This is a genomic window from Kitasatospora sp. NPDC001261 (assembly GCF_042896795.1).
Taxonomy (GTDB): Bacteria; Actinomycetota; Actinomycetes; order Streptomycetales; family Streptomycetaceae; genus Kitasatospora.
Genome location: NZ_JBIAXP010000002.1, coordinates 305032 through 331747 on the forward strand (window position 1 = coordinate 305032; position 26716 = coordinate 331747).

General features: G+C 72.2%; 29 protein-coding genes and 3 pseudogenes. 18 read left to right on the top strand and 14 right to left on the bottom strand.

Annotation, left to right across the window (positions count from 1 at the left end; translation table 11 throughout):
• Positions 1-29: 29 nt before the first annotated feature.
• Positions 30-590 (top strand): DinB family protein, encoded by a 561-nt coding sequence (locus ACFY4B_RS04350; RefSeq protein ID WP_079272064.1) that lies wholly within the window; start codon positions 30-32, stop codon positions 588-590.
• A 4-nt stretch (positions 591-594) separates the two neighbouring features.
• Here ACFY4B_RS04350 and ACFY4B_RS04355 read toward each other — a convergent pair whose 3' ends face one another.
• Positions 595-1545: a pentapeptide repeat-containing protein gene (locus ACFY4B_RS04355; protein ID WP_074002212.1), complete on the bottom strand. Its 951-nt coding sequence runs from the start codon at positions 1543-1545 to the stop codon at positions 595-597.
• 130 nt (positions 1546-1675) lie between these two features.
• On the opposite strand from ACFY4B_RS04355, the gene ACFY4B_RS04360 reads away from it, so the two are divergent.
• Complete coding sequence (locus ACFY4B_RS04360) at positions 1676-2338, top strand: GNAT family N-acetyltransferase (RefSeq protein WP_380782255.1); 663 nt, start codon at positions 1676-1678, stop codon at positions 2336-2338.
• Positions 2339-2369: 31 nt separating this feature from the next.
• On the opposite strand, the gene ACFY4B_RS04365 is transcribed toward ACFY4B_RS04360, so the two are convergent.
• Together ACFY4B_RS04365 and ACFY4B_RS04370 are read right to left on the bottom strand one after the other, a co-directional pair.
• Positions 2370-3215 carry an SGNH/GDSL hydrolase family protein gene (locus tag ACFY4B_RS04365; protein ID WP_387966429.1) on the bottom strand — a complete coding sequence of 282 codons (846 nt, stop codon included), beginning with the start codon at positions 3213-3215 and terminating at the stop codon, positions 2370-2372.
• A gap of 267 nt (positions 3216-3482) precedes the next feature.
• Positions 3483-3902 (bottom strand): annotated as a pseudogene (locus ACFY4B_RS04370) (winged helix-turn-helix transcriptional regulator); the annotation flags it as partial.
• A 97-nt stretch (positions 3903-3999) separates the two neighbouring features.
• On the opposite strand from ACFY4B_RS04370, the gene ACFY4B_RS04375 reads away from it, so the two are divergent.
• Both ACFY4B_RS04375 and ACFY4B_RS04380 read left to right on the top strand, forming a co-directional pair.
• Positions 4000-5214: a pyridoxal phosphate-dependent aminotransferase gene (locus ACFY4B_RS04375; RefSeq protein ID WP_049652769.1), complete on the top strand. Its 1215-nt coding sequence runs from the start codon at positions 4000-4002 to the stop codon at positions 5212-5214.
• An 18-nt stretch (positions 5215-5232) separates the two neighbouring features.
• Positions 5233-5565, top strand: a complete 333-nt coding sequence (locus ACFY4B_RS04380) for a YnfA family protein (RefSeq protein WP_380663970.1) — start codon at positions 5233-5235, stop codon at positions 5563-5565.
• A gap of 103 nt (positions 5566-5668) precedes the next feature.
• Here the strand turns inward: ACFY4B_RS04380 and ACFY4B_RS04385 are convergent, their stop codons facing one another.
• The 3 genes from ACFY4B_RS04385 to ACFY4B_RS04395 all read right to left on the bottom strand — a co-directional run bounded on the left by ACFY4B_RS04385 (position 5669) and on the right by ACFY4B_RS04395 (position 8397).
• Positions 5669-7336 (bottom strand): metallophosphoesterase family protein, encoded by a 1668-nt coding sequence (locus ACFY4B_RS04385; RefSeq protein ID WP_079272061.1) that lies wholly within the window; start codon positions 7334-7336, stop codon positions 5669-5671.
• A gap of 202 nt (positions 7337-7538) precedes the next feature.
• Positions 7539-7793, bottom strand: coding sequence for a hypothetical protein (locus ACFY4B_RS04390; protein ID WP_049652766.1), 255 nt, complete (start codon positions 7791-7793; stop codon positions 7539-7541).
• Between the two features lie 187 nt (positions 7794-7980).
• Positions 7981-8397 carry a hypothetical protein gene (locus ACFY4B_RS04395; RefSeq protein WP_049652764.1) on the bottom strand — a complete coding sequence of 139 codons (417 nt, stop codon included), beginning with the start codon at positions 8395-8397 and terminating at the stop codon, positions 7981-7983.
• A gap of 192 nt (positions 8398-8589) precedes the next feature.
• Here ACFY4B_RS04395 and lepB point away from each other — a divergent pair, with 192 nt between their 5' ends.
• A complete protein-coding gene (gene lepB, locus ACFY4B_RS04400) occupies positions 8590-9216 on the top strand; it encodes a signal peptidase I (RefSeq protein WP_380781420.1) in 627 nt (208 codons plus the stop codon).
• A 104-nt stretch (positions 9217-9320) separates the two neighbouring features.
• Here the strand turns inward: lepB and ACFY4B_RS04405 are convergent, their stop codons facing one another.
• The 3 genes from ACFY4B_RS04405 to ACFY4B_RS04415 all read right to left on the bottom strand — a co-directional run bounded on the left by ACFY4B_RS04405 (position 9321) and on the right by ACFY4B_RS04415 (position 11693).
• Positions 9321-9611, bottom strand: coding sequence for a hypothetical protein (locus ACFY4B_RS04405; RefSeq protein ID WP_049652761.1), 291 nt, complete (start codon positions 9609-9611; stop codon positions 9321-9323).
• A complete protein-coding gene (locus ACFY4B_RS04410) occupies positions 9608-9889 on the bottom strand; it encodes a hypothetical protein (protein ID WP_387966430.1) in 282 nt (93 codons plus the stop codon). Before ACFY4B_RS04410 ends, ACFY4B_RS04405 begins: the two co-directional genes overlap by 4 nt.
• 148 nt (positions 9890-10037) lie before the next feature.
• Positions 10038-11693, bottom strand: coding sequence for an FAD-binding dehydrogenase (locus tag ACFY4B_RS04415; protein ID WP_387966431.1), 1656 nt, complete (start codon positions 11691-11693; stop codon positions 10038-10040).
• 368 nt (positions 11694-12061) lie between these two features.
• On the opposite strand from ACFY4B_RS04415, the gene ACFY4B_RS04420 reads away from it, so the two are divergent.
• Complete coding sequence (locus ACFY4B_RS04420; protein ID WP_387966432.1) at positions 12062-13000, top strand: SGNH/GDSL hydrolase family protein; 939 nt, start codon at positions 12062-12064, stop codon at positions 12998-13000.
• A gap of 94 nt (positions 13001-13094) precedes the next feature.
• Here ACFY4B_RS04420 and ACFY4B_RS04425 read toward each other — a convergent pair whose 3' ends face one another.
• Positions 13095-14231: a HoxN/HupN/NixA family nickel/cobalt transporter gene (locus ACFY4B_RS04425; RefSeq protein ID WP_375873883.1), complete on the bottom strand. Its 1137-nt coding sequence runs from the start codon at positions 14229-14231 to the stop codon at positions 13095-13097.
• A 302-nt stretch (positions 14232-14533) separates the two neighbouring features.
• On the opposite strand from ACFY4B_RS04425, the gene ACFY4B_RS04430 reads away from it, so the two are divergent.
• The 4 genes from ACFY4B_RS04430 to ACFY4B_RS04445 all read left to right on the top strand — a co-directional run bounded on the left by ACFY4B_RS04430 (position 14534) and on the right by ACFY4B_RS04445 (position 18909).
• Entirely contained in the window at positions 14534-15484 is a 951-nt protein-coding gene (locus ACFY4B_RS04430) for a hydrolase (protein ID WP_387966433.1), read from the top strand.
• A 194-nt stretch (positions 15485-15678) separates the two neighbouring features.
• Complete coding sequence (locus tag ACFY4B_RS04435; RefSeq protein ID WP_387966434.1) at positions 15679-17529, top strand: CocE/NonD family hydrolase; 1851 nt, start codon at positions 15679-15681, stop codon at positions 17527-17529.
• A 57-nt stretch (positions 17530-17586) separates the two neighbouring features.
• Positions 17587-18282, top strand: a complete 696-nt coding sequence (locus tag ACFY4B_RS04440) for an aspartate/glutamate racemase family protein (protein WP_387966435.1) — start codon at positions 17587-17589, stop codon at positions 18280-18282.
• 135 nt (positions 18283-18417) lie between these two features.
• Positions 18418-18909 carry a VOC family protein gene (locus ACFY4B_RS04445; protein WP_117487316.1) on the top strand — a complete coding sequence of 164 codons (492 nt, stop codon included), beginning with the start codon at positions 18418-18420 and terminating at the stop codon, positions 18907-18909.
• On the opposite strand, the gene ACFY4B_RS04450 is transcribed toward ACFY4B_RS04445, so the two are convergent.
• The 4 genes and pseudogenes from ACFY4B_RS04450 to ACFY4B_RS04465 all read right to left on the bottom strand — a co-directional run.
• Positions 18906-19589 carry a hypothetical protein gene (locus ACFY4B_RS04450; protein ID WP_387966436.1) on the bottom strand — a complete coding sequence of 228 codons (684 nt, stop codon included), beginning with the start codon at positions 19587-19589 and terminating at the stop codon, positions 18906-18908. The two genes, ACFY4B_RS04445 and ACFY4B_RS04450, sit on opposite strands and share 4 nt — an antisense overlap.
• Positions 19590-19942: 353 nt before the next feature.
• Positions 19943-20302 (bottom strand): hypothetical protein, encoded by a 360-nt coding sequence (locus ACFY4B_RS04455; protein WP_074002200.1) that lies wholly within the window; start codon positions 20300-20302, stop codon positions 19943-19945.
• A gap of 67 nt (positions 20303-20369) precedes the next feature.
• Positions 20370-20945 carry an HD family hydrolase gene (locus ACFY4B_RS04460; protein ID WP_049650819.1) on the bottom strand — a complete coding sequence of 192 codons (576 nt, stop codon included), beginning with the start codon at positions 20943-20945 and terminating at the stop codon, positions 20370-20372.
• Between the two features lie 148 nt (positions 20946-21093).
• A pseudogene (locus ACFY4B_RS04465) lies at positions 21094-21591 on the bottom strand (XRE family transcriptional regulator); the annotation flags it as partial.
• A 247-nt stretch (positions 21592-21838) separates the two neighbouring features.
• Between ACFY4B_RS04465 and ACFY4B_RS04470 the strand changes: the two are divergent.
• The 8 genes and pseudogenes from ACFY4B_RS04470 to ACFY4B_RS04505 all read left to right on the top strand — a co-directional run.
• Positions 21839-22063: pseudogene (locus ACFY4B_RS04470) on the top strand (helix-turn-helix domain-containing protein); the annotation flags it as partial.
• 162 nt (positions 22064-22225) lie between these two features.
• Positions 22226-23074: a transcriptional regulator gene (locus ACFY4B_RS04475; RefSeq protein WP_387966514.1), complete on the top strand. Its 849-nt coding sequence runs from the start codon at positions 22226-22228 to the stop codon at positions 23072-23074.
• Positions 23075-23512: 438 nt separating this feature from the next.
• The gene (locus ACFY4B_RS04480; RefSeq protein WP_387966437.1) at positions 23513-23929 is read left to right on the top strand and encodes an ATP-binding protein; all 417 of its coding nucleotides are present in this window, start codon (positions 23513-23515) and stop codon (positions 23927-23929) included.
• A gap of 14 nt (positions 23930-23943) precedes the next feature.
• Positions 23944-24111 carry a hypothetical protein gene (locus ACFY4B_RS04485; protein WP_387966438.1) on the top strand — a complete coding sequence of 56 codons (168 nt, stop codon included), beginning with the start codon at positions 23944-23946 and terminating at the stop codon, positions 24109-24111.
• A gap of 137 nt (positions 24112-24248) precedes the next feature.
• Positions 24249-24599: a hypothetical protein gene (locus ACFY4B_RS04490; protein WP_117487321.1), complete on the top strand. Its 351-nt coding sequence runs from the start codon at positions 24249-24251 to the stop codon at positions 24597-24599.
• A complete protein-coding gene (locus tag ACFY4B_RS04495) occupies positions 24563-25405 on the top strand; it encodes a hypothetical protein (RefSeq protein ID WP_387966439.1) in 843 nt (280 codons plus the stop codon). Before ACFY4B_RS04490 ends, ACFY4B_RS04495 begins: the two co-directional genes overlap by 37 nt.
• Before the next feature lie 320 nt (positions 25406-25725).
• A complete protein-coding gene (locus ACFY4B_RS04500) occupies positions 25726-26142 on the top strand; it encodes an ATP-binding protein (protein ID WP_387966440.1) in 417 nt (138 codons plus the stop codon).
• 14 nt (positions 26143-26156) lie between these two features.
• Complete coding sequence (locus ACFY4B_RS04505; RefSeq protein WP_387966441.1) at positions 26157-26708, top strand: hypothetical protein; 552 nt, start codon at positions 26157-26159, stop codon at positions 26706-26708.
• Positions 26709-26716 lie beyond the last annotated feature (8 nt).

Consider the following 26716-nt stretch of genomic DNA (forward strand, 5'->3'; position numbering starts at 1 on the left):
GGGGGTGGTTGCGAAGGAGGATGCCGGGCATGACCGAGCAACCCGTGCGATGGACCGAGGCGACCGTCTACCCCGACATGTGGGCCGACCCGGACGACGACCCCCGCAACAGTGAGGGCCCGAGCCCGGACGGCGAACTCGCCACCCTCCAGGACTACCTGACGAACTACCGGCTGACCCTGCGGATGAAGTGCGACGGCCTGGCCCCGGAGCAGCTGGCCCGCCGCTCGGTGCCGCCGTCCACGATGTCGCTGCTCGGCCTGGTCCGGCACCTGGCCCGGGTGGAACGGGACTGGCGGAACTGGATCACCGACGGCGAGCCGCTGCCCAAGCTGTACGGCGGGCGGGACGCGGACTTCGACGGGGCCGTCGGCGAGCAGGCCGTGGTGGACGCCGCGTTCCACGACCTGGAGCGCGAACAGGCCGCGCTGGACGCCGCGTTGGCCGGGTACCAGGACCTGGGCGAGCGGGTCGGGAAGGACCGGCTCTCGATCCGGGAGCTGCAGGTGCACCGGATCGAGGAGTACGCCCGCCACTGCGGCCACGCCGACCTGCTGCGCGAGTGCGTGGACGGCCGGGTGGGCCAGTAGCGCCTCAGCGCCGGCGGCCGCTCCGACCGGGGCGGCCGCCGCCCTTGCCCGCACGGGGCCCGGCCCCGGCGCCCGCGGCGGGAGCCGGGGCGGTCTCGGGCCAGTGGGCGGGCCGGGTGAGGCCGGCCGGGAGGCGGGTGGTGGCGTCGCCGCGGGCGGCGTCGAGCTGGGCCTGGGTGAGGAAGAGGGCCGTGCTGAGGTCCGCGCCGGCCAGGGCGGCGTCCCGCAGGTCGGCGCCGACCAGGTCGGCGAGGCGCAGGTCCGCGCCGGAGAGGTCGGCCGCGACGAGCAGGGCGCCGCGCAGGTTGGCGCCCCGCAGGTCGGCGCCGCGCAGGCGGGCGCCGAAGAGGTCGGCGCCGCGGAGCTCGCGGCGGCGCGGGACGGCCGCGCGGACCAGTTCGCCGGCCCGCAGCAGCAGCTCGCTGACCCGCTGCCGGTGGGCCGGGACGTCGACGGCGAGGATCTCCTCGGGGGTGCCGCCGGCCAGCCGGTCGGTCTCCGCCAGCGCCTGCCGCAGTTCGTCGTGGACGGGCTGGGCGGGGGCGAAGGTGAGCGCCTCGGTGAGGTACCGGAGCAGCTCGTGCAGCTGCCGCACGACCGGGAAGACGTCGAACATCGCCTTGGCGCTGTCCGGCTCCTCGCGCCAGCTGCGGCCGCCGAAGGTCACCTGGGAGACCCGCTGCCCGGCACCGAAGCAGTCGTAGACGGTGCAGCCCTGGAAGCCCTTGTCGCGCAGCCGCACGTGGATGCCGCAGCTGAAGTCGGTCTGGAGGTTGTGGCAGGGGCTGCCGGCCTGCTTGTTCATGGCGAAGTCGGACCCGGCGGCGAACGGCAGGGCGACGCAGCAGAGCCCGAAGCAGCTGCCGCAGTCGGCCCGGAGCGCGGTCGGCTGCGGGGTCGGTGGCGGGGTCGGCGCGGCCGCCGTCTGGTCCTGCGGCGACTCGGTCTCGCGCACGTTCCGGGGTCCTTCCAGCAGCGGGGCGCCGGTCGGCGCGGTGAACCCCGGAATCCTACTGGGCAGACGGCCCTCGGCGCCGGTAAGCTGCCCAGCACATTAGAGACCATTACACACGGGGGTGGGCGCCATGCGGGAACCGGACATCAGGGAACTGGTCCGGATGTGGATCTCGGGCTGGGCCGTCTCGCGCGGCTCCGCCGAGCCGGTGGACCAGCCCTGGGGCTGGAGCATCGACGTCGGCGCGCCGGTCGGCGAGGTCGGCCGGCACGTGCTGCCGGAGCCGACCGAGGCCGAGGTCCGCAAGCTCGGCGAGACCGTCACCGCGCCGACCACCTGGCTGAAGCTGTTCGCCGAGGACGCCACCGTGCGCCCCTGGTTGGACGAACGGTGGCGGCTGGACGCGCCGGGCTTCCTGATGAGCGTCCCGCTCGTCCCCGAGCGGCCCGAGGCCCCGGCCGGGTACACCGTGACCACCTGGGAGCGGGGCGGGATCCTCCGGGCACTGGTGCGCACCGGGGACGGGCACCTCGCCGCCCGCGGCCAGGCGGGCCTGGCCGGCCCCGTGGCCGTACCGGACCAGATCACCACCGCGCCGGAGCACCGCCGCCGGGGCCTGGGCGCCCTGGTGATGCGGACGCTCCAGTCCGCCGCGCACGAGCGGGGCGCGCGCACCGGCGTGCTGGTCGGCACCCCGGAGGGGCAGGCGCTCTACACGGCGCTCGGCTGGGCCACCCACGCCCCGATGGCGAGCCTGGTCCTCGACGCGCCAGGCGTCTACGACACCGAGTAGGCCGGGGCCCGTGGCACCCGGGCGGCGGGCCTCAGCGGTACGGCAGCAGCTCCGGCCGCTTCGCCGGGCGGCCGTCGCCCGAGGAGCGGCCGGTGAGGCGGCGGCCGATCCACGGGCCGACGTGGGTGCCCAGCCAGCGGGCGTCCTCGCGCAGCCGCTCGCCGCGGCCGGCCGGGGCGGCGGCGGGCAACGGGGCGCGCCAGTCGAAGGCGGCGGGGCGGCCGAGCGCCTCCAGCACGCCCTCGGCGACCCGGCGGTGCCCCTCGGGCGACAGGTGCAGGCGGTCCTCGGCCCACAGCCGGCGGTCGTCGAAGCAGGGCGCGGAGAACAGGTCGACCACGACGAAGCCGTCCTGCCGGCCCAGTTCCTGGACGAAGGCCTTCATCCGCAGGATCGCGGGCAGCAGCCGGGCGCCGCCCGCCATCCTGCGGGTCGGGTCGGTGCTGGTGAACAGCACGACGGTCGCGCCGGTGGCGCGCAGCCCGTCGGCGCAGCGGCCGAGCAGCCGCTCGACGGCGTCGATGTCGCAGCCGGGGCGCAGCACGTCGTTGAGGCCGCCGGCCAGGGTGACCAGCTCGGCGCCCATCGCGGCGGCGGGGGCGAGCTGCTCGTCGTGGATCTGGCCGATGAGCTTGCCGCGGACGGCGAGGTTGGCGTACCGGAAGCCGGTGCCCGCGGACTCCGGCTCGGCGCGCTCGGCCTGCTCAGAGCCTTCGGCGTGCCCAGAGCGTTCGGCGTGCTCCGCGTGCTCGGCGGCCAGTGCCGAGGCGACCCGGTCGGCCCAGCCCCGGTAGTGGCCGTCCGGCAGCAGGTCGTCGCACATGCCCTCGGTGAAGGAGTCGCCGAGGGCGACGTAGCTGCGGTAGGGGGTGGGCACGGGCTGGCCTCCGCTCTCCCGGGATGACTCCGGCGGTTCGACGATCCGACGATCGTACGTGCGTGCCCGTCCGGAACCACAGCGGGCCCCGGCGGCTCCGGCGGACCCCCGACGGTCCCCGGCGACCACCGGCGAACCTCGGCGCTCATCACACGCCGATCGTTCGTTTATCGGCCCGGGCCATCCTGAGCCCACGGGGCGGCGGTCGGCGACGGGGGCCTTGCCGCCGCCCCATTCAGGCAACCGCGACGGTCAGCCCGTCACGGCCACCGCCTCCTCGCCGGCCTCCTCGCCCGCCTCCTCGCCCGCCTCCTCGCCCGCCTTCCGGGGCATGAACCAGTGCTCGCGCACGGCGTCGGTCGGCCGCTGCTCGCCGAGGGCGGCCAGGCCCCACTCCCCCAGCGCCTCGACGACCGGCCGCAGTTCGCGGCCGCGCCCGGTCAGCTCGTAGACGGTCGCGTTGGCGGGCCGCTCCAGTCGGCGGCGGGCGATCAGTCCGTCGCCCTCCAGCTGCTTGAGCCGGGCGGCCAGGATGTCGGTGGAGACGCCGGGCAGGTCGGCGTGCAGGTCGGTGTAGCGGCGCGGGCCGCCGAGGAGCTCACGGACGATCAGGAGGCTCCAGCGCTCCCCCACCGCGTCCAGGGCGCGGGCGACGGCGCAGTACTGGTCGTAGCTTCGGCGTGACATGCGGATCAGCATAGCCAAGAGGTTGGACTTTCCAAGTACTCACTTGGTAGAACAAAGCTGAAGCAACGGAGCGGTGGTGACGGTCGGGAGGCCGCAGATGGAGTTTCGACAGTCCAGCAAGCTGAATGACGTGTGCTACGAGATCCGGGGCCCGGTGGTCGACCAGGCCAACGCCCTGGAGGAGGCCGGGCACAGCGTGCTGCGGCTGAACACCGGCAACCCCGCCCCCTTCGGCTTCGAGGCGCCCGAGGAGATCCTCCAGGACATCATCCGCAACCTGCCCAAGGCGCACGGCTACAGCGACTCGCGCGGCATCCTGCCGGCCCGTCGCGCGGTGGTGCAGTACTACCAGCAGCGCGGGGTCGAGGGCGTCACCGTCAACGACGTCTACCTCGGCAACGGCGTCTCCGAGCTGATCCAGATGGCCGTCACCGCGCTCGTGGACGACGGCGACGAGGTGCTCGTGCCGATGCCCGACTACCCGCTCTGGACGGCCGTGGTCCGGCTGGCCGGCGGCAAGGCCGTGCACTACCTGTGCGACGAGCAGGCCGAGTGGTACCCGGACCTGGACGACATCGCCGCCAAGATCACCGCCCGCACCAAGGCGATCGTCGTCATCAACCCCAACAACCCCACCGGCGCGGTCTACCCGAAGGAACTGCTGGAGGGCATCCTCGACCTGGCCCGCCGCCACCACCTGATGGTGCTGGCCGACGAGATCTACGACAAGATCCTCTACGACGACACCGAGCACCACTGCCTGGCCGCCCTCGCCGACGACGTGCTCACCCTCACCTTCAACGGCCTCTCCAAGGCCTACCGGGTGGCCGGCTTCCGCAGCGGCTGGCTGGTCGTCTCCGGGCCCCGGCAGCACGCCACCGACTACCTGGAGGGCCTGACCATGCTCTCCGGCATGCGGCTGTGCCCCAACGTGCCCGCCCAGTACGCCGTGCAGGCCGCGCTCGGCGGCCACCAGTCCATCAACGACCTGGTGCTGCCCGGCGGCCGGCTCACCGAGCAGCGCGACATCGCGGTCAAGGCGCTCAACGAGATCCCCGGCGTCAGCTGCGTCAAGCCCAAGGGCGCGCTGTACGCCTTCGCCAGGCTGGACCCGGCGGTGCACCGGATCGTCGACGACGAGCGGTTCGTGCTGGACCTGCTGCTGCGCGAGAAGATCCACGTCGTCCAGGGCACCGGCTTCAACTGGCCCCGCCCGGACCACTTCCGCTTCGTCACCCTGCCCCGGGCCGACGACCTGGAGACGGCCATCAACCGGATCGGGCGCTTCCTCGCGACGTACCGGCAGAGCTGACCGCCTAGGCTCTGGGTCGTGACCGTCCTGCGCTCCATCGCCCTGTTCGTCCTCGCCGCCCTCGCCGAGATCGGCGGCTGCTGGCTGGTCTGGCAGAGCGTGCGCGAGCAACGGCCGTGGTGGCTGGCCGGGGTGGGCGTGGTGGTGCTCGGCGCGTACGGCTTCGTCGCGGCCCTGCAGCCGGACAGCCACTTCGGCCGGGTGCTGGCCGCGTACGGCGGGGTGTTCGTGGCCGGCTCGCTGCTGTGGGGCATGGCCGTGGACGGCTTCCGGCCGACCCGCTACGACGTGCTGGGCGCGCTGATCTGCCTGGCCGGGGTCGCCGTCATCATGTACGGCCCCCGGCGCTGAACGCACCGGTGCCCCGGTGTCGGACCCACGTCCGACACCGGGGCACCGTCACGACCGCCGGGCCCCGTCACCCTCGCCGGGGCACCGTCGCGACCGGCGGGGACTACCAGCCCCAACCGCCGCCCTGGCCGTCGTCGTCCCGGTCCGAGTCCCAGCCCTCGCCGACCGTGCGCAGGATCGTGTAGTTGTCGATCTGCGTGCCGTCCTCGGCCAGCGCGGTGACCTTCATGACCGACTTCTGGCCCAGGTGCTTCGGGGTGACGTCGACCTTGATGAAGGAGTAGCCGGTGTAGCGCACCCGCGACCACTGGATGGTCTCGGGGGTCTTCACCTTGCCCTTGCTCCAGTAGTAGGTCTTGACCTCGTCCTGGTGGTTCTCGTGCCCCTCGTAGGTGTCCGGCACGTCGAACTTGTACAGGCTGCGGCCGGCCGCGCCCGCGGTGACGTAGACCACGCCGTCCTTGGCCGGCTCGATGGTGGCGCCGCTCGGCACCTGCTTCGAGACCTTGTTGCCGAGGATCGCGTCGGTGCGCTCGTAGATGTGGTTGTGGCCGTTGATGACCAGGTCCACCCGGTACTTCTCGAACAGCGGCACCCAGGCCTCGCGGACACCGCCCTCGGAGGCGTGCGCGACGGTGGTGGAGAAGGCGCAGTGGTGGAAGAAGACCACGACGAAGTCGATGGTCTCGTCGTTGCGCAGGTCCTTGAGGGTGCGCTCCAGCCACTTGGTCTGCTTGTTCGCCGAGATGCCCAGGTTGGCCGGGATCTCGTAGGAGACGTCGTTGGCGTCCAGCGAGATGACGCCGACGTTCTTGTAGCGGAAGGTGTAGACGCCGGGCACCTGGCGCGGGTCCGGGCCGTTGTTCGGCAGGAAGAAGCGGGCGTTCTCGCCGCCGTAGCCGTTCGGCGAGTACCAGGCCTCGATGTCGTGGTTGCCGTACGCGACCATCCACGGGATCTCGGCGGCGACCGTCTCGGTCTGCACCAGGAAGTCGTCCCAGGTCTTCGCGTTGAAGACGGACTTGTCCGGGTCGGTGCCGGAACCGGCCGGGTCGGCGTAGCAGATGTCGCCGGCGTGCAGGTGGAAGGCCGGGTTCTGCGCCTTGATGATGTGGTCGTTGCCGGCCGCGTGCGCGCTGACGCCCTGGTCGCCGAAGGCGGTGAAGGTGAACGGCTCGTACACCTTGCCCCAGCGGTGGTCGCGGGACGGCGCGGTGCGGAAGGTGTGCAGGGTGGAGATCTGCTGCTGCGCGGCCGGGTCGAAGCCCTCGTGGCCGACACCGTAGTAGTAGGTGGTGTCGGGGCGCAGGTCCTCCAGCGCCACGTGCAGGTAGTACTGGTCCACCGGCTGGCTGTTCGGGGTCAGCGCCGGGGTGTGCAGGGCGCGGACCTCGGCCTGGACCTTGTGGCTCAGCTCCCACGGGGTCTTGCCGAAGCGCAGGAACGGCTTCTTGACCGGGGCCGGGACCTGCCAGGAGATGCGGAACTGGGTGTCCGGCTCCGGGCCGAACTGGAGGTGACGGCCGATCGGCGCGACCAGCGAGCCGTCGATGCCACTGGTCGTGCCACCGGTCAGCAGCTGCGGGCCGGCCGGGGCGGCGAAGGCCGTGCCGCTGCCCAGCGCGCCACCGACGGCGACGGCGCCCACGGTCACGGCACCGGCGCGCAGCATCCGGCGGCGGGAGAAGCGGGCCCGCAGGTACTCGTGCTGCTCGGCCATGCTCATGCGGTCGGCAAGCTTGGCCGGCACGCCCATGTTGGGGATATCCATGCGCGGGACTCTTCCAGCGGCGCGTTGATCGCGCACGGACGCCGGGTGAACGGGTCGCAGCGTACCGCCCATTCGAACACCAATGTTCGACCATGGTTTGGCAAAGGCCGTGTCCGCACCGTTCCGACGCCGCATCATGGCCCCCATCCGCCCCGTGGCCTGAGCGGGCGTCGGCGGAAGCGCGGACAGCGTTCGGGCCTGGTCAGCCGGAGCGCTCGTCCCACTGGGTGGCGGTCCGGTTGCCGGTGCCGTCGCAGGTGCGGCAGATCTCGTCCCGGTAGGCGTGCTTGGCGCCGGTCGCGTCGACCCGGTAGCGCACGTACACGCCGGTGCCGTCGCAGAGGAAGCAGTTGCCGCCCCCGCCGCCCACCTCGGTGGTGCCGGTGCCCTGGCAGGTCCGGCAGCTGAGGCCGGCGGTCCGGCCGGTGCCCGCGCAGATGCGGCAGACCGTCGTCATCGGCTTCCTCCCTCGCGCGGAAACGGCTCGGCGCCGTCCGGAAGGGCCCGACACCACCGGTCATGGTAGTGGTGAAGGCACCCGGGCCGACCCGGGTTCGGCCCGGGTAGACATGATCCGACGATCATCCTGTAGGACCAACGGCTGACCTCAGCCGGGGCCCGACCTCACTCCGGCAGACCCGTCCTCACTCCGGCAGGCCCTCGCGGACCCGCCGGGACACCGAGATCAGCTGGAGGTCCAGCAGCCCCGGCGGATCGGCCAGGCCCGGGCCGCCCGCGCGCACCCAGGCGCCGATCTCGTCGATCATGTCGTCCATCAGCACGAAGCCCAGCCAGACCGGCCGGCCGCCCGCCGCCCGGCCCTCCGCCGAGGGGCCGACCACCACCACGTTCGACTGGGTGCACACGTCCAGGCACTTGACCGCCCGGACCCGGCCCGCCGAACCCACCGCCGTCCGCAGCCGCTCGTACTGGCCCGCGTGGTCCACCCCGGGGTGCTTGGCCTCGGTGCCACAGCAGCAGCCCCGGCAGACCGTCACGGTCACGGGGGCACCGGCGCCCCGCTTGCGGTCCCGGGCACCGTCGCGCTCTCGGCGGCTCATCGGCTCTGCTCCCCCTCGTGGTCGGCGGCGCGCTCCGCACCGGCCCCCGCACTGTACCCGCAGGCCAGCGGGCATCCCAGACCCTTAGGATGCGCACGGCCCACGGGCCACCACACGACTCACGAACAACAAGGGGAGGACGGCCTGATGCCGAAGCGAAGGGGCCGCCGCGGTACATGGATATCGGTGGCCGTGGGGGTGGTCGGGGTCCTGTGCGCCGTGCTCGGGTTCGCCGTGGTCGGCTCCGGCTACGGCTACCACCGCATGACGGGCGACACGATGTCGCCGGAGCTGCGGTCGGGCACCGGGCTCTGGACCGAACGGGTCCAGCCCGCGGACGTGCGCCACGGCGAGGTCTACGCCGTCGACTCCCCCTGGACGCTGCAGGGCATCGTCATCCAGCGGGCCATGGCCCTGGGCGGCGACCGCATCGCCTGCGTGAACGGGCAGTTCAGCCTCAACGGGAAGCCGGTCGACGAGCCGCCGGCCCGGCAGGTCCACACCTGCTACCTCGACTTCGACGTCACCGTCCCGCCGGGCCGGGCCTTCCTGATGGGGGACGTCCGCGGCGACGCCTTCGACTCCCGGATCAACCTGGCCGACCAGCAGGGCACCGTCGACCTCGCCAAGGTCGGCGAGCGGGTGGTGTGGCACAGCGGCGCCGACTCCGAGGCCCTGCCCGGCAAGCTCGCCGGCGCGCTCGTCGTGGCCGCGCTCGGGCTGCTGCTGGCCGTCATCGGCCTGATCGCGGCGATCGTCTTCGCCGTCCGCGGCCGGGCCGCCCGGCCGCTGGGGCTGGAGCCGCCGGCCACCTTCTGACGCCGTCGCCACCCGTCGGCGCCCGGTCGACCAGCACTACGCAGCCAGGCCCTGACCGCCGGTTCCCGACCGGCCGGCCCTCGGTCTCGCCGACGGCGGGCCGGTCAGTCCGCTCGCAGGACACGGGAGACGTAGACCCGGGGCGGGTCCGCGTCCTCGTTCACCGCGTACTCCACCAGCCCGAGGTCCCGGCGCAGCGGGGCCGAGTGCATCCCGGGCCGGCCGGGCACCGGCATGCTCAGGCGGGGGAACGGATCCTCCCGCAGGTCGACCAGGAAGGCCACCACCGCCGAGAACACGTCGGCCGGCGTGCCAGGGTCGCCGAGGAACTCCTCCACGGCCGGGGAGACGGTGATCGGGTCGTCGTCGTCCGGGAACTCGTCGTAGCCGCTCACCGGGCCCCGAGCCGGCGCAGGACCGCGGAAGCGGAGGTGCCGGGAGCGGTGCCGGCCTGGACGGCGGCGTGGATCCGGTCGCCCTCCGGGTCGCGGTACAGCTCCGCCCGCAGCCACCACCGCTTCAGTACGCCGCCGATCGTCTCGATGTCGGCTTCGCCCATCTCCCGGTAGAACTCCATGCGCTGCGCGGGCGGCAGGGCCGCGGCCACGCCGTCCTGGGTGCGGGGGACGGGCTGGCGGCTGTCGTGGTGACCGTGCAGGGGTGCTGCGCTCACCGTTCCTCCGAACGTCTCGTGCGGGCGGGACCGCTACCAGTGTCCTCCCCCAGGGGCCGGTCCGGTACCGCCTTCCGACCGCCGGGGCCCTCCCCTGTCCGGCTGAGGGACATGCCGCAGGCCCGGTAGCAGGGGCCGGGGGGCGCCGCTACCCGACCGCCTGCGCCGCCGCCCGGCCCGCCGTGCGGCCCGAGAACAGGCAGCCGCCCAGGAAGGTGCCCTCCAGCGAGCGGTACCCGTGCACACCCCCGCCGCCGAACCCGGCGGCCTCGCCGGCCGCGTACACCCCGGGCAGCACCTCGCCGTCGGGGCGCAGCACCCGGGAGGAGAGGTCGGTCTCCAGGCCGCCCAGCGACTTGCGGGTCAGGATGTTCAGCCGGACGGCGATCAGCGGGGCGGCGCCCGGGTCGAGGATGCGGTGCGGGGCGGCGGTGCGGATGAGCCGGTCGCCGAGGTGGCGGCGGGCGCCGTGGATGGCGGTGACCTGGAGGTCCTTGGCGAAGGGGTTGGCCAGCTGCCGGTCGCGGTCCTCGACGGTGCGGCGCAGTTCGTCCGGGTCGATCAGCGGCTCGGCGGTCCTGGCGTTCATGCCCCGGGCGAGGTCGGCGAGGTTCCCGGCGACCACGAAGTCCCGTCCGTGCCGCAGGTGTCCCTGGACCGGGCCGGGGGCGCCGGGCAGCGCGCGTCCGAGCACGCCGCGCACCGACTTCCCGGTCAGGTCGGGGTTCTGCTCGGAGCCGGAGAGGGTGAACTCCTTCTCGACGATGCGCTGGTTGAGCACGAACCAGGTGTACTCGTACCCGGTGGTCATGATGTGTTCGAGCGTTCCGAGGGTGTCGAAGCCGGGGAACAGCGGGACGGGCAGCCGCCGGCCGCGGGCGTCCAGCCAGAGCGAGGACGGGCCGGGCAGGATGCGGATGCCGTGCCGGGCCCAGATCGGGTCCCAGTTCTCGATGCCCTCGGTGTAGTGCCACATCCGGTCGCCGTTGATCAGGCTGCCGCCGGCCCGGCCGACGACGTCCAGCATCAGTCCGTCCACGTGCGCGGGCACCCCGGAGAGCAGCCTGGCGGGCGGGGTGCCGAGCCGGGCCGGCCAGGCCTTGCGGACCAGGTCGTGGTTGCCGCCGATGCCGCCGGAGGTGACGATCACGGCCTGGGCGCGCAGTTCGAAGCCGCCGGCCGCCTCGCGCGAGCTGGCCTCGCCCCGGCCCGCCGGGCTGGGCACCAGCACCTCGCCGGTGACGGTGTCGACGGCGCCCGCGGTGGCGGACAGCCCGGTGACCCGGTGCCGGAAGCGCAGGTCCACCAGGCCGCGGGCGGCGGCCGCGCGGACCCGCCGGACGAAGGGAGCGAGCAGTCCCGGTCCGGTGCCCCAGGTGATGTGGAAGCGCGGCACCGAGTTGCCCGGCCCGTCGGCGAGTTGACCGCCGCGCTCGGCCCAGCCGACCACCGGGAAGAACCGCACGCCCATGCCGTGCAGCCAGGAGCGCTTCTCGCCCGCCGCGAAGTCCACGTACGCCTCGGCCCAGCGGCGCGGCCAGGCGTCCTCGGGGCGGTCGAAGCCGGCCGTGCCGAACCAGTCCTGCCGGGCGAGGGCGTGCGAGTCGTGGATCCGCATCCGGCGCTGCTCGGGCGAGTCGACCAGGAAGAGCCCGCCGAAGGACCAGTGCGCCTGGCCGCCGAGGGAGGCCGCGGGCTCCTGGTCGAGCAGGATCACCTTCCGTCCGGCGTCGGCGAGTTCGGCGGTGGCGGCGAGGCCCGCGAGGCCCGCCCCGATGACGATGACGTCGGCGTCCAGGGCCATGCGCAGTCCTCCGTGGCGGCTCGCGGTGGCGGCGCGCCCGGGACGCGCCGTCGCTGTGCGCCCGATACTGCGGCCTGCGGTGACGTCCGGTCAACCGGCGGGTAACAACCGCCGGCGTGAATTCCGCTCCACGCCGTTTCGGAATTGCCGTCGACGGCCGGGCGATACCCGCGCGATTGCCGAGCGATACCCGGTGGAGCGAAATGCGAAATGCCGTTCGACACCGTTCGACCACATCTGACGGAATGTCGGCGATTTCCGCGCGAACCATGGACGTCCGGGAAACACGGCAGTAACTTACCTGCGAGTAGCCGTAGTCCGGCTCCGCACGAACCCCCACCCGTCGTTTCTCTCCCCCAGGAGGAACCGTGCTCCGTCCTGCCCGGAAATCCCGGCACCTCCGGAATTCCACCACCCTCGCCGCCGTCGCCCTCGGCGCCGCGCTCGCGCTCACCTCCACCACCGCCCAAGCCGCCACCCAGGCGCCCGGGCACTACGTGGCGCTCGGCGACTCCTACGCCGCCGGCGCCGGAGTGCCGGGCCAGTCGGCCGGCCTGTGCCTGCGCTCCGACCGCAACTACGGCCACCTGGTCGCCGGCGCCCTCAAGGCCGGCCGGTACACCGACGTCACCTGTGCCGCGGCCAAGATCAAGGCGATGACGCAGCCCCAGTACGACGCCTTCATCCGGGTCAACGACCCGCAGCTGGACGCGGTGACCGCCGACACCGACCTGGTCACCCTGGGGATCGGCGGCAACGACCTCGCGGCCAGCGACCTCGGCCTCGGCGAACTGGTCGCCACCTGCATCGCCGGCGCCGTCGTCAACCCGTTCGGCACGCCCTGCAAGGACGTCTACCACCACGGCCACTGGGACTGGAGCACCATGTCCTGGCAGTACGGCACCGACGACCTCGCCGAGCGGATCCGCACCACCATCACCCCGCAGCTGACCGACACCCTCAAGCGCATCCACACCAAGGCGCCCGGGGCCCGGGTGCTGCTGGTCGGCTACCCGTCCGTACTGCCCGCCGACGGCTCGACCTGCGTGCTGCGCCAGCCCGTCACCCCGGGCGACGTCGAGTACATGCACGGGGTGCTCGACAAGCTGAACGCCGCCCTGAAGTCCACCGCGGCCGCGAACGGCGCGACCTACGTGGACACCGCGACGCCGACCCTCGGGCACGACGTCTGCTCGGACGACCGCTGGATCGAGGGCGCGCTGCCCGGCTCGCCCGCCGTGCCGTTCCACCCGAACGCGACCGGCGAGCAGGTGATGGCGCAGGCGGTGCTCGCCGCGCTGAAGTAGCGGCGGGGCGGCGCGGGGAACGGTGCCGTCGGAAAAGCCCCGAGGGGCCGGTGACCAGACCCCGGTCACCGGCCCCTCGGTTCTCGTGCGCGCGCTACTCGGACTTCGCGGAGGCGGAGCCGGAGGCCGAGCCGGAGCCGGTGGCCGAGGCGGCGGCCAGCCCGGCCGACCACTTCTCCTCGACGTTGCCGAGCTTCCAGTAGGCGATCGCCGCGGCCCAGGTGAGCACGAACAGTCCGACGATCGCGTAACCGACGAAGTTGAGGTCCAGCCCGCCGATCCAGGCGATCGGGCCGCTGGTGATGTCCAGCTTCTCGCCGAGCAGGCCGATCAGCTCGATCGAGCCGATCACCAGCGCGACGAGCACCGACAGCCCGGTGACGGTCAGGTTGTAGTAGATCTTGCGGACCGGCTTGGAGAAGGCCCACTCGTACGCGAAGTTCATGAACGAGCCGTCGATGGTGTCCAGCAGGCTCATCCCGGCCGCGAACAGGATCGGCAGGGTGAGCAGCGCGTACCAGGGCAGCGAGAAGGCCGCCGCGCCGCCCGCCAGCACCAGCAGGGACACCTCGGTGGCGGTGTCGAAGCCCAGGCCGAACAGCAGGCCCACCGGATACATGTGCCAGGGCTTGGTGACGGCCCTGGTGACCCTGCCGAGGATGCGGTTCATCAGCCCGCGCCGCTCCAGCTGGCGCTCCAGCTCCGCCTCGTCGTAGTCGCCCAGGCGCATCCGGCGGAAGACCTTGAGGATGCCGTTGAAGGCGCCCAGGTTGATCAGGCCGAGCAGCAGCAGGAAGGTGCCGGAGACGGTGACGCCGATCAGGCCGGTCATCTCGTGCAGCGTCGAGTCGTCGGACTCCACCTGGCCGGCCAGCGAGCGGATGCCGAAGGCCAGCAGCGCGCAGAGGCCGAAGACGATCGAGGAGTGCCCGAGCGAGAACCAGAAGCCGACCGACAGCGGCCGCTTGCCCTGGCCCATCAGCTTGCGGGTGGTGTTGTCGATGGCGGCGATGTGGTCGGCGTCGAAGGCGTGCCGCATGCCGAGGGTGTAGGCGGTCAGGCCCATGCCCGCGCCGAACACCTGGCCGCCGACGGTGTAGTGCTCGGGCTCGACCAGCGCGAGCAGGGTGAACCAGCCGACGACGTGCAGCGCGAGGATGAATCCGCCCATTCCGGCCAGGCGGATCCACTCCTCACGGGTGAGCCGGTCGCGCCAGCGGGGGGCGGTCATCGTCGTGTCCTTTCGGTCGGGCGGTCGAAGCTGGGCCATCTTTCCGCCTTGACGCGCGCAGTTGCAAGTCATGCGCAATTACGGATTCGTCTCCCCCCGCTTCCGCACCGTTTCCGCCCCGCTTTCACACCGCTTCCCCCCGGCTTCCCCCGACTTCCGATCGACCCCCGGAGATCGTCACCACCCGTACAAGGCTTCGTAACCTCCCAGGGCTTTCACCGTGCGCTCTACGCGCGGATACTCCCGTTCTACGCGCGAAAACCTGCGCGCCGACCCCTCAACTCCCCACGGAGGAACGGCTCATGACGATCCGTATTCGAACCGCCGCGGCCCTGCCCGGTGCGGCGCTGCTCGCGGCCGGTCTCACCACCCCCGTCGCCACCGCCGCACCGGGCCCCACCGCCCCCACCACCCGAGCCGGCGCCACCCCGCACCGGGTGCTGTTCGACAACAGCAAGGCCGAGACCGCGGGCAACGCCGACTGGATCATCAGCACCAGCCAGCCCGACCCGCTGGCCCAGAACGCCAACCCCACCACCGAGAAGAGCTGGACCGGCGCCCTCTCCGCCTGGGGCGTCGCCCTCCAGAAGACCGGCCAGTACAGCCTGAAGACCCTCCCGGCCGGCTCCACCATCAGCTACGGCACCGGCGCCGCGCTCGACCTCGCCAACTTCGACACCTTCGTGATCCCGGAGCCCAACATCCGGTTCAGCGCGAGCGAGAAGACCGCGATCATGAAGTTCGTCCAGAACGGCGGCGGGCTCTTCCTGGTCTCCGACCACGTCAACAGCGACCGCAACAACGACGGCTGGGACTCCCCGAAGATCATCAACGACCTGCTGACCAGCAACGGGGTGAACAACAACGACCCCTTCGGCTTCTCGGTCGACCTGCTCAACATCACCACCGACAACCCGCGCGCGGTCAACGACGCGACCGACCCGGTGCTGCACGGCCCCTTCGGCACCGTCACCGGCTCGATCCTGCGCAACGGCACCACCTTCACCCTCAAGCCCGCCGACAACCCGAACGTCAAGGGCCTGGTCTACCGGACCGGCTACAGCGGCAACACCGGCGCCTTCTTCGTCACCAGCACCTTCGGCTCCGGCCGGGTCGCGGTCTGGGGCGACAGCTCCCCGATCGACGACGGCACCGGCCAGTCCGGCAACACCCTGTACAACGGCTGGGACGACCCGGCGGGCACCGACGCCGCCCTCGCCCTCAACGCCACCGCCTGGCTCAGCAAGGCCTGACCGGCCGCGCCCCGGGTCGGGGCGGCTCGGCCCCGGGGTGCCCCCGCCAGGGCTGCTCGCCAGGAAAAGGGCCGCTGCCTCCCCTACTGTCGGAGTACCGACGCCCGCGGCGCGCTCGTACGGAGCGGCACCCCGTCCGTACGCGCCGCGGGCCCGCCGGTGCTCCACCGGCCCGGGACCGACAGGAGCGGCCGATGCCGTCCTACCCCTTCCACACCACCCGCGAGGACCTGCGCGTCCCGCTGCCCGACGGCACGCGGCTGGCCGCCCGGCTGTGGCGGCCGGTCGGCGACGAGCCCGGCCCCGCCCTGCTGGAGTACTCCGGCGGCCGCCTCACCGACCGGACCGCCGCCGAGGACGCCCGCCGCCACCCCTGGTACGCGGGCCACGGCTACACCGCCGTCCGGGTCGACACCCGCGGGCACGGCAACTCCGAGGGCGTCCCCGGCGAACCCGGCGGCGACCAGGAGCTGGCCGACGGCGCCGCCGTGGTCCACTGGCTCGCCCGCCGCCCCTGGTGCAACGGACGGCTCGGCCTGCTCGGCGTCGGCACGGCCGGCACCACCGCGCTGCGGCTCGCCGCCCGGACCCCCGAGACCGTCGGCGCCGTGGTCACCGCCTGCCCCGAGGGCGGGCACCGGACCGGCGGCGCCGTACTCGCCGCCGACCTGCAGACCCGGCTCACCGCCCTGGTCGCCGACGCCGCCCTGCCGCCCGACCCGCGGTACGTCGGCGATGCCTGGCGGGCCGCCTGGCTGGCCCGGCTGGAGTCCCTGAACCCGCCCGTCGACGACTGGCTCGCGGCCGGCGAGAGCACCGTCCCGGTGTCCGTGCCCACCCTCGCGGTGGCCGGCTGGGGCGACCCGTCCTGCTCCTTCGTGCTGCGGCTGCTCGCCGAGTCCCCCACCGCGCGCGCCCTGATCGGCCCCTGGCCGCACGGCCTGCCCGAGGCCGCCCTGCCCGACACCCTGCGCTGGTGGGACCACTGGCTGCGCGGCGTCGACACCGACGCCCTCCAGGAACCCGCCCTGCGCAGCTGGCTCACCACCCGCTGGACCGGCGACGAGGCCTGGCCCTCCCCCGACGTCCGCGCGATCCACTACGGCCTGGACGGACCGCTGCGCACCGCCGGCACCGCCTCCGACGAGCGGTACGTCCGGGTCCGCTCCCCGCAGCACACCGGCCTCAACGCCGGCGCCTACGTCCCGCACGGCCGCCCCGCCGACCAGCCGCCCGACCAGCGGGAGGAGGACGGCCGCTCGGTCTGCTTCGACTCCCAGCCGCTGCCCGAACCGGTCGAACTGCTCGGCACCCCGACCGTACGGCTGCGGCTGCGCGAGGACGACGCGCCCGCCCAGGTGGCCGTCCGGCTGTGCGCGGTCGGCCCGGACGGCACCTCGGACCTGGTCACCCGGGGCGTCCTCGCCGCCGGGGGCCCGGACGCCGAGGTCGAACTCGCGGCCTGCGCCTCGACCATCCCGGCCGGGCACCGGCTGCGGCTCGCCCTCTCCTCCGTCTACTGGCCCTGGGTGTGGCCCCCGGCCGAGGACACCGGGTACGGCGTCGACCCGTCACGCTCCACCCTCAGCCTGCCGGTGCGCCACCTCGCCGCCGACGTCGGCACCCGGCCCGTCACCTTCGAACCCCCGATACTGCCCGAACCGCTCGCCGTCCACCTCACCGAACCGCTCACCGCCCGGCCCGAGCACCTCACCGTGCACGACATCGGCCGCCACGAGTGGCGCGCCGAGTTCTCCCCCGCCACCGACGGCACCCGCACCCACCCCGACGGCCTGGTCCGCGACGAACACACCGTCACCGCCTACCGCGTGCTCACCGGCGCCCCGCTCAGCGCCCAGGCCCGCACCGACCACACCGTCCGCCTGGAGCGCCCCGACATCGGCTGGGACGTCACCGTCCAGACCCGTACCCAACTGCGCTGCGACGCCGGGCACTTCCTCAGCATCGTCCAACTGCGGGCGCTGGAGGGCGGATCGGAGGTGTTCGCCCGGGAGTGGCAGCACCGGGTGCCCCGGGAGAGCTGATCAAAGATTTACTTATGCACTTGCCTTGTATTTCGATTCCGACTTATAAATGGCCCCATGAAGACCATCGGCCTGATCGGCGGCATGAGCTGGGAATCCACCGCCGAGTACTACCGCCTGCTGAACCGACTCACCCGCGAGCGCCTCGGCGGACTGCACTCCGCCCGACTCGTGCTCTACTCCGTCGACTTCGCGCAGATCGAGCGACTGCAGACGGCCGGCCGGTGGGAGGAGGCCGGCCAGGTCCTCGCCGACGCGGCCCGGTCACTGGAGGCGGCCGGCGCCGACCTGCTGCTGATCTGCACCAACACCATGCACAAGGTCGCCGACCAGGTCGCGGCGGCGGTCTCCGTCCCCCTGCTGCACCTGGCCGACACCACGGCGGCGGCCGTCCGGGCAGCGGGCCTGCGGCGGGTCGGGCTGCTCGGGACGGCCTTCACCATGGAACAGGACTTCTACCGCGGCCGGTTGGCGGCGGGCGGCCTGGACGTCCAGGTGCCGCAAGCCGACTCGCGCGCCCTGGTCCACCGGGTGATCTACGAGGAACTGTGCGTCGGACTGGTCCGCGAGGAGTCCCGGGCGGCCTACCGGCGGGTGATCGGAGAACTGGTGGCCGGGGGCGCGGAAGGGATCGTCCTCGGCTGCACCGAGATCGAACTGCTCGTCCGACCGGAGGACAGCCCGGTCCCCGTCTTCCCCACCACCCGGCTGCACGCCGAAGCGGCGGTCGACGCCGCCCTGGCCGGCCCCTGAACCCCGACCGCCGCCCTGAGGTGCGCGGTCGGCGGGCACCGGGACAATGGTGAGCGGACCGGTTTCTCCAGCACTCCGCCCCGCGCCGCCCACCCCGAAACCGGGGGCCACGGGGCGCGAACGAGAGGGACGACCATGGCCGTTTCCAGCACCCCGATCAACCTCACCCTCGCCGCCCACGTCGGCATCTCGGTCTCCGACCTGGACGCGTCGATCGCCTTCTACACGGCCCTCACCGGGCGGGAGCCCGTCGCACAGGGCACCATGCACAGCGTGCCGTTCGGGAAGTCGCAGGGCCTGCCCGTGGCGAAGCTGCGCTACGCCACGATCAACCTGGACAACAGCCTCGGCATCGACCTCATCCAGTTCCAGGAGCCGGTCGGCGAGCGGACCGGCGGCGTGGCCAACCGGCCCGGCTCGATGCACCTCTGCCTGCGGGTCGACGACTTCGACGCCGTGTACACGCGGATGAAGGACGCCGGCTACGACTTCCTCGGCGACGACTACACCTTCATCGAGGGCGAGGTCACCCCGGACGCCGCGCTCGGCACCCGGGTCGCCTACTTCAACGACCCGGACGGCACCAACCTGGAGATCATCCGCCCCGAAGGCGGCTTCGCCAGCTAGGAGTTCGCGGCGACCGGCCGCCCGGGCCACCCGCGCAGAGCGGCGCGGGCGCGGGCGACGCCTCCGGGGGTGGCCCCGGCCCCGGTGCCGACGGCGACGGTTCTCGTGCCCAAGCCCGCGCAGGCACGGCAAATGCCTTGGCGGGGCACCGGGTCGTGGCAGCGACCGCACTCGGCGTACGAGGCCGGTGGGATTTCAGGGCGTTCCGGTGGCAGCTTCCGTTGCAGGCGGTCCCGGAGGATCGCCACCGGGGAGTGCACTGGCTGCGGCAGTCCGGGGAGCAGGGCGTGGGCCAACTCGGCTTCGTCGCAGCCCCGTTCCAGCCACTGCGTGACGAGTGGTGCCAGCGCGCGGGCCTCGGCCTCGCCGAGGCGCAGGCGGGGTTCGGGCCGGATCACCCGGAACAGGGTGGCCACGGCGGCCCGCGTCCGTTCATCCGGGAGGGTGGGTTCTTGCCCCGGGTCCTTTACGGGAGGGGTGACAGCGCGGCCGGAACTCCCTCCACCGGAGGCCGGGCGGGGGACAGCCGGTGCCGACTGCGGGGTGTCGAAGACGTGGGCCTCGGACCGGACCGTCCCGTCGGCCATCCGGACCCTGTCGACCCGGTAGTACCCGGCGTCCTTCAGCTCCTTGAGGGCCCGCCGGACGGCGCCCCGCCCCTGCGGACTGCTGTCCGCCATCTGCCGCCCGTCCTCCCGCCACCCGTCGGGGCGGGAGAGCAGGTCGGCGAGGAGGCCACGAGCGGTATAGCTGAGCCGCCGGTCCTGCAACAGGCCGTTTGGAAGCACGCTGAACGCGCGCGAATGAACGCTACGATGAATCCGCATCTGGAGTCCTTGCTCCTGGTGCCAGACCCCGGGGTGTTACAGCACCGCCGGGGTCTCCTATGTTCTGTTGATGATGCGGAAAGTAGCACAGCGACTACGAAGAGTGCGAACCGTTCGAGCGTGAAGCCCAAGCCCCCACATCACGCACGCCCCTACCTTCTGCGTGGGAAGTCGGCGGGGCCGACTTCCCACGCCGAGCACGGTGTTCAGGAATGGGCGCGTTCGATCGCTTCGAAGATGTCCGCATCGGTCTCCTGCTGCCACGACGGCAGGTCGACCCAGTCGGCGACATAGCCCGGCTTCGGGTTCTCGATGTGCTTGTGGATCTGAGCGATCCAGCACGTCGCGACGAAGCGGCCCTTCTGCTCCCGGGAGAGCTTGGACGTGTTGCCGCCGCTCACACTGATGAAGTCCCGGACCTGGCCGAACACGGCAGCGGCGCACTCCCGCTCCCACTCGGGAGTCTCCTCCCACGGGGCGACATAGCCCGCCTTCGGCTCACCCGGGTAGTGCTTCGACACGCCCGCGATCCAAGCTTCGCGGAAGATCCGCCCATCAGTCGACATGCGTAACTCCTTTGTCAGATGGCACTGTCAAGCGCCGAGAAGCGGTCGAAGACGAGTGTCGGTGGCGTCACGCGAGGTAGACCTTCTGCCACTCCAGGGACGTCATGGTCAGCGCGGCTTCGGCGAGGGCGTGGGCCGATTCGGTCTTGAGGCTGCCGAGGCTGCTGTCGATCCACGGCTGCACATTCCGGTAGCCCTGCTCGCGGTACTCCACGGCCTGGATCAGGCACTCCAGCTTGTCCGCGTCGTGGGCGACGGTGACTTCCAGGTTCTCGGCGTTCTCGTACTCCTCCACGAGGGCCTGGAGTCCGGCAACGACGGCCGGGTGAGCGGCGCTGACCTGGTCGGCGGTCACCCGCTCGTTCGACGCGGCGGTGAGGTAGCGCCGACTGATGTGCGGGATATCGCTGACCCGGGTCTCCTGGGTGTCGTGGAACAGGCACAGCAGGGCGACCTTGGCCGGGTCGGCACCCTCCATCATCGCGAGCACCGCGCCGATGACACCCGTCCGAAACGAGTGCTCGGCGATCGACTCGGGATCCTTGACGCCGGCGATCCACCAGCCCTGGCGCTTCGCCCGCTTGAGCATGCCCGCCTCGAACAGGTAGCTCGCGGTGCCCCTCGCCTGCTTGTCGTCCGTCATGACTGCCCTTCGCTGCCGGATCGGCTGCTGCGGTAACCGCCTACCCACAGACCGTAGTGCACAGACTCCGACTCTCGACGGGCCACCGCGAAAGGCCGTCACCATCAAATCGACACAGGGGCTCGCCATACCAGCGTGGTGAGGCGCGCTACGCCTCCGGCGGCACGCTGTAGCGACTCAAGACCTCATCCGCCATGGACTTCTCCAGTAGGCGCAGCTCCCAGGGCCCGGTGTTGACGTCGAACTCCTTGCCGAAGCCGACCCACTTGCCGGCCATGCGGCGCCCGGTCGGGTCGACCAGCAGCTGAATGGCGCCGTGGTACCTGGCCCCCTGGTAGTAGCCGTCCTGTGCGGTCTGCTCCACCCACGAGCCCGTCACGACGTTCCGGTCGACGGTGAGGTCGAACGACAGCGGCGAGTCGGGATTGGACGACGCACCGGGGAGCGACCGGCCGGTGATCCGGTTCCCGCTCTGGGACAGGACGACGTGGTGCAGGCCGGTGAACGTGTTCTCCCGGCTGCTGCTGAAGAACTCGTAATGGCTGACCCAGACCCCCGAGTAGTCCTCACCCGTGGGAGCGGGTGCGGCCTGCACGGGCACGCCCGGTTCGTCGCTGCTCATGTCATGGCCTCCCGTACCGTTCGCGGTACCTGCGGGCGGACGCCGGTGAGGACGTCCGCAACTGGTCGTCCAGGACCCTGATCCGTTCGGTCATCGCCGCGACGGACTGGGCCGCCGAGGCTCCCCACGTCGATCAGTCCTGACACCGTATCCGTCGACTGGCCGGCGGAAGTAGCTATCTCATGGAACCCGGCCGCGCACCAGCCGACCAACGTCAACGTTGTTTGACCGAATGATCTGTGACCAGGCGAGTTCGAGGGTACGGTCCCCTATGCAGGGTTCAAGGAATTCACGAGATGGGGCCAGCGTGGCACCTCCGGACGGAATCAGCACCGGCCAGCGCATCGCCGCCTACGAAGATGTGAGAGGCCTGAGCCATCGGCAACTCGCTGATCGTGCTCACGTCTCGTACAGCCTGCTCACGAAGGTGGTGGCCGGGCACAAGCCGGCGACGCCGGAGTTCGTGGCAGCGGTGGCCAGGGCTTTGGGAGTTGAGCCCGGCGACCTCCAACCGCCCCCGTACAGCGACGGGACGGCAGATGACCCGTTGGTCCCGCTGATGGGCCCGATCCGTACGGTGCTCGATCTGTACGACCTGCCGCCGCAGGAGGCCGTTCGGCCTCGCGCCCTGCCCGCGCTTCGGGCAGCGGTACGACAGGTGAACACGCTGGCCCAGGCCGCGAAGTACAAGCCGATGGTGGCGATGCTGCCGGGCCTGCTGGTCGAACTGCACACGGCCGCGCACGAGTTCACCGGTGAGCAGCAGCGGCAGGCGTGGGGCCTGCTGGCGGAGGCCTACCGGTGCGGGCACTCGGTCGGGATCGCCATCGGGCTGAGCGACCTGTCCGCGACCGCACTGGCCCGGATGGACTGGGCCGCGGAGCGGGCCGGCGACCAGGCACCCGCGCTACGGGCCGCCCGCGAGTACCTGCGGGTCACCGCCTACCTGCGCGTCGGCGACCTCGCGGCCTGCCGGTGCCTCCAGGAGTCCGGCCGCGGCCACCTGGAGGGGACCGACGCCAAGACTCCGAGCGCACTGGTCACCACCGGGCAACTGCACCTCGGCTCGGCCGTGGTCGCCGCCCGCGCCCGACAGAAGGACCTGATGCAGCACCATCTGGACGAGGCTGAACACGTAGCCGCCCGGACCGGCGAGCAGCCGGACCTGTCGCTGCACTTCGGGCCCACCAACGTGCGGGTGCACCGGGTGATGACCCTGGTGGAGGCCGGCGAGCACGACCGGGCGGTGGCCGCCGCGAAGGGGCTGCGCTTCCCCGCCGGATGGGCCCCGACCAGGATCGGGCACCACCACATCGACCTGGCCCGTGCCTACCGATGGATGGCCCGACCGGAGGCCGCACTCGACCAGCTCGACGCCGCGTACGCGGTCGCACCCGACCAGGTATCCCGGCATCCGCTCGCCCGCGAGACCGTGACCGCACTGTCACGCTCCGCTAGCCGCCGGAGTCTGCGGCTGTCAACCTGGATCACCCGAACGGGCATATGACGATCTTTCACTTCTGGTGAAATTCAAGGCCTTCCAGCAGCGGCATCGTGGTGCTCAGCACCCCGAGAAGCGACGCCTCGGGGTGCAAGCCCGGTCGGGTCCGGGCTCGCACACACCACTGCCGCATCCCTTGGAGCCCGCGATGGCCGCCGCACCCCGCCCTTCGTGTCCTGCCCAGACGCCGACACCCGGGCCGCGCAGATCCGCCGAGGACCGCCTCCGACGGAACGCCCTGGCCACCGCAGCGGCCGGCTGGGCAGAGTTCGCCCCGACCGCCGACCCCCGGGCCCGCCGGGCCTCGTGAGTTCGGAGACGGCTCTCTCCCCGCTTGCAGCACGCCCCGCCCCGGTCGGGTGTCCAAACCCCCGATCGGCGGCAGGCCTGGCGTACGTCGCACTTCCTTCGCATGCTCCCGCCCCGCCCCTCCGAGGTACCCCCATGTTCACGTCCCGTCGTCCTCGCATGTTCGTCGCCCGGCTCTCCTCTCGGGCCGAATCCACTCCCCTGGCCCGGTACTTGCTCCAGGCCTACCTCTCCGGGCTGCCCTCCGGGGACCGCTACCGCGACACCGCCGAACTGCTCCTCGGCGAGCTGTTCGCCAACGCCGTCCAGCACTCCGACGGACCCGACGACTGCCACATCGAAGTCCGCTTCGCCCTCACCGGCTCCCGGCTACGGCTGGAGGTACACGACGCCGGTAGCAGCCGCCCGTCGGTCCGCACCGCCGCGCCTGACGACGAGCACGGGCGTGGCCTCTACCTCGTCAACGAGCTGGCCGAACGCTGGGGCTGCGCCTCCCGCCCGTACGGCATCGGCAAGTTCCTCTGGGCCCACATCGCCCCCGCCGCCGCCTGAAAGCCCGACTCCCCATGCACCTCACGACCCTCACCCGGCACACCCTCTCCCGTGGCACCACCCCCGCCGCCACCTACGCCCATGGCAGCCTCCGCTCCGGCCACCACCACGGCCCCACCCGCTGGTTCACCACCGGAACCCTCACCATCACCCACTGCCGCACCCGCGCAACCCACCCGTAAGCGCAGGAAGTCGGCCTGGCCGACTTCCTGCGCAGCAGACATCGAGAGGCCAAGATGACCACGATCCAGCGCGCCACTGCACACGCCACCACCGGCTGGCTCCAGGGCCGCTCGGTCTCCTCGCGTGCGAGAACGTCGTGCTGCGCGGGCACTGCGAAGGCGCGGACCACCGCGAGCTGATGGCCTGGCCGCACTGGGCGTTGAAGCACCTGTACGCCCCGGTCGGGGTCATGTTCGGCAAGTTCCCCCAAGGCGCCGTCGAGTCCGGCCAGCGCGGGCAGCGGATCCCGCCGCCGCCCTTCTCGTTCCTCCCGGTACGGGCGGGCGTACGGCCGCTGGACCCGCGATTCCTGGAGACCACCCCCGACCTCGCGGCGGCGCTGGCGGTCTCGGCCGACGACGGCCGCGACGTGTTCGAGCACATCCCTTGTGAATGGAAGGCAGTTCGAGAATGGGCGAGTTCCTTGCCGAGGCCCGCGAAGCGCTGAGGGCGGCGGAGGCCTTCTGTGGGCCGGTCGAGCTGACGGAGGTCAGCAACCGCCGGGGATCGGCGGTGTGGAAGGCCAGCGGTCCGCGCGGCTCCGCGAGCATCAAGCTCGGCACCGGCGGGGCCGCCGAGGTCACCGCCCGCGAAGCCTCCGTGCTGGACCAGCTCCCCGGCTACACCGTGACCGCCGGCCGCTTCGCCGACGGCATCTGGTACGTCACCCCTTGGCTGACCGGCCCCTCCACCTGGCAGGTCTTCCGCCCCGTGCGCAAGGGCGACGGCGGAAAGGACGAAGCCCTCGCCGCCGCCGTCGAACTGTGCCGCGCCGTCGCGGACCTCCACGCCGACGGGTGGGTGCACGGCGACCTTCAGCCCGCGCACGGCATCCACGGCGAAGACAAGGTGCGCCTCATTGACTTCGCCTGGTCCCGCAGGATCGACAGCACCCCGTGGCCGACGTTCGAGGGCACGATGATCCACCTCACCGCGCCCGAACTGGCCGCCCGGATCATCAACGGCCCCCAGCCCGTCACCACGACCCAGACCGCCGACGTCTACGCCCTCGCCGGAACTCTGTGGACCTGCACCACCGGCACGTGGCCGCTGGACTACGACACCGCAGGCCTCCCCAAGGGCACGCCCGTGGAGGAGATCCGCAAGGCCATCGCCCACCGGGCCATCCCGATGTCCACCGCGATGCCCTGGCCCGCCCTCCAGGCCCGGCTGCGCTGCGTCCTGCTGGCCGCCCCCGACGAGCGGCCCACCGCCGCCGAACTGGCCGAGCTCATCGAATCGGTGGACGGATGATCGAGCTGCGGGAGCTGGGCCCCGGCGACGAGGAAGCCCTGCTCCGGATCTACAGCGCGGAGTCGACGAAGTACCTGGGCCGGGCACCCATACAATCCCGCCTCCGGTCACGTCCTCCGCAAAACGGGGTTCATCCCGACCGGCGAGCGCGCCGGCTTCAGACCTACGCCCTCGGATCGCCCGAACCGGGACACGAGCAGATCAGACAACCGCCCGGTGGCGAACCTGCTACTGCCATGGGCAATTGACTGTCTATCGCTGGCAGATCACCAACGATGACGTGGATGACCCCCTCTCCTTTGCTTCCAAGGTGCTCCCTCATGCCCACTTCCCGTCGCCCCCGGGCTTTCGTCGCCCGGCTCTCCTCCCGGGCCGAATCCGCGCCCCTGGCCCGGTACTTGATCCGTGCCTACCTCTCCGGTCTGCCCTCCGGGGACCGCTACCGCGACACCGCCGAACTGCTCCTCGGCGAACTCTTCGCCAACGCCGTCCAGCACTCCGACGGACCCGACGACTGCCACATCGAAGTCCGCTTCGCCCTCACCGGCTCCCGGCTGCGACTGGAGGTACACGACGCCGGTAGCAGCCGCCCCTCGGTCCGCACCGCCGCGCCTGACGACGAGCACGGGCGCGGCCTCTACCTCGTCAACGAGCTGGCCGAGCGCTGGGGCTGCGCCTCCCGCCCGTACGGCATCGGCAAGTTCCTCTGGGCCCACATCGCCCCCGCCACCGCCTGAAAGCCCGACTCCCCATGCACCTCGCAACCCTCGCCCGGCACACCCTCTCCCGTGGCGCCACCCCCGCCGCCACCTACGCCCTCATCGCCCGCCTCGGCCACCCGCCCCTGCCCGTCGCGCGCGCCGTCTGCCTCGCCCTCGACATCCCCCACGCCGAAACCACCCGCCGCCTGGCCGAGTGCTACGACGCCCTCCTCGCCGACCACCACCCCGCCAGCGAGACCGACACCGGCGAACTCCTCGAAGCCCTCGGCGTCTTCGACGTCCCCAAGTCCCTCACCGACACCGAACTCGCCGTCGTCGACCACCTCCTCACCGCCGTCGACGCCCACGGCAGCCTCCGCCCCGGTCACCGGCACGGCCTCCAGCGCTGGTTCACCACCGGCAACCTCGCCACCGCCTACCTCTCCCTCACCGCCGCCCACCCCCTTCCCCGCACCGGCGACCCCACCCTCTACTGGAGCACCCTCGTCACCGCCGGCGAACTCCTCGCCACCACGCTCCCCTCCGACCGCCGCATCACCTACGCCCTCACCCACTGCCGCACCCGGGCAACCCACCCGTAAGCACAGGA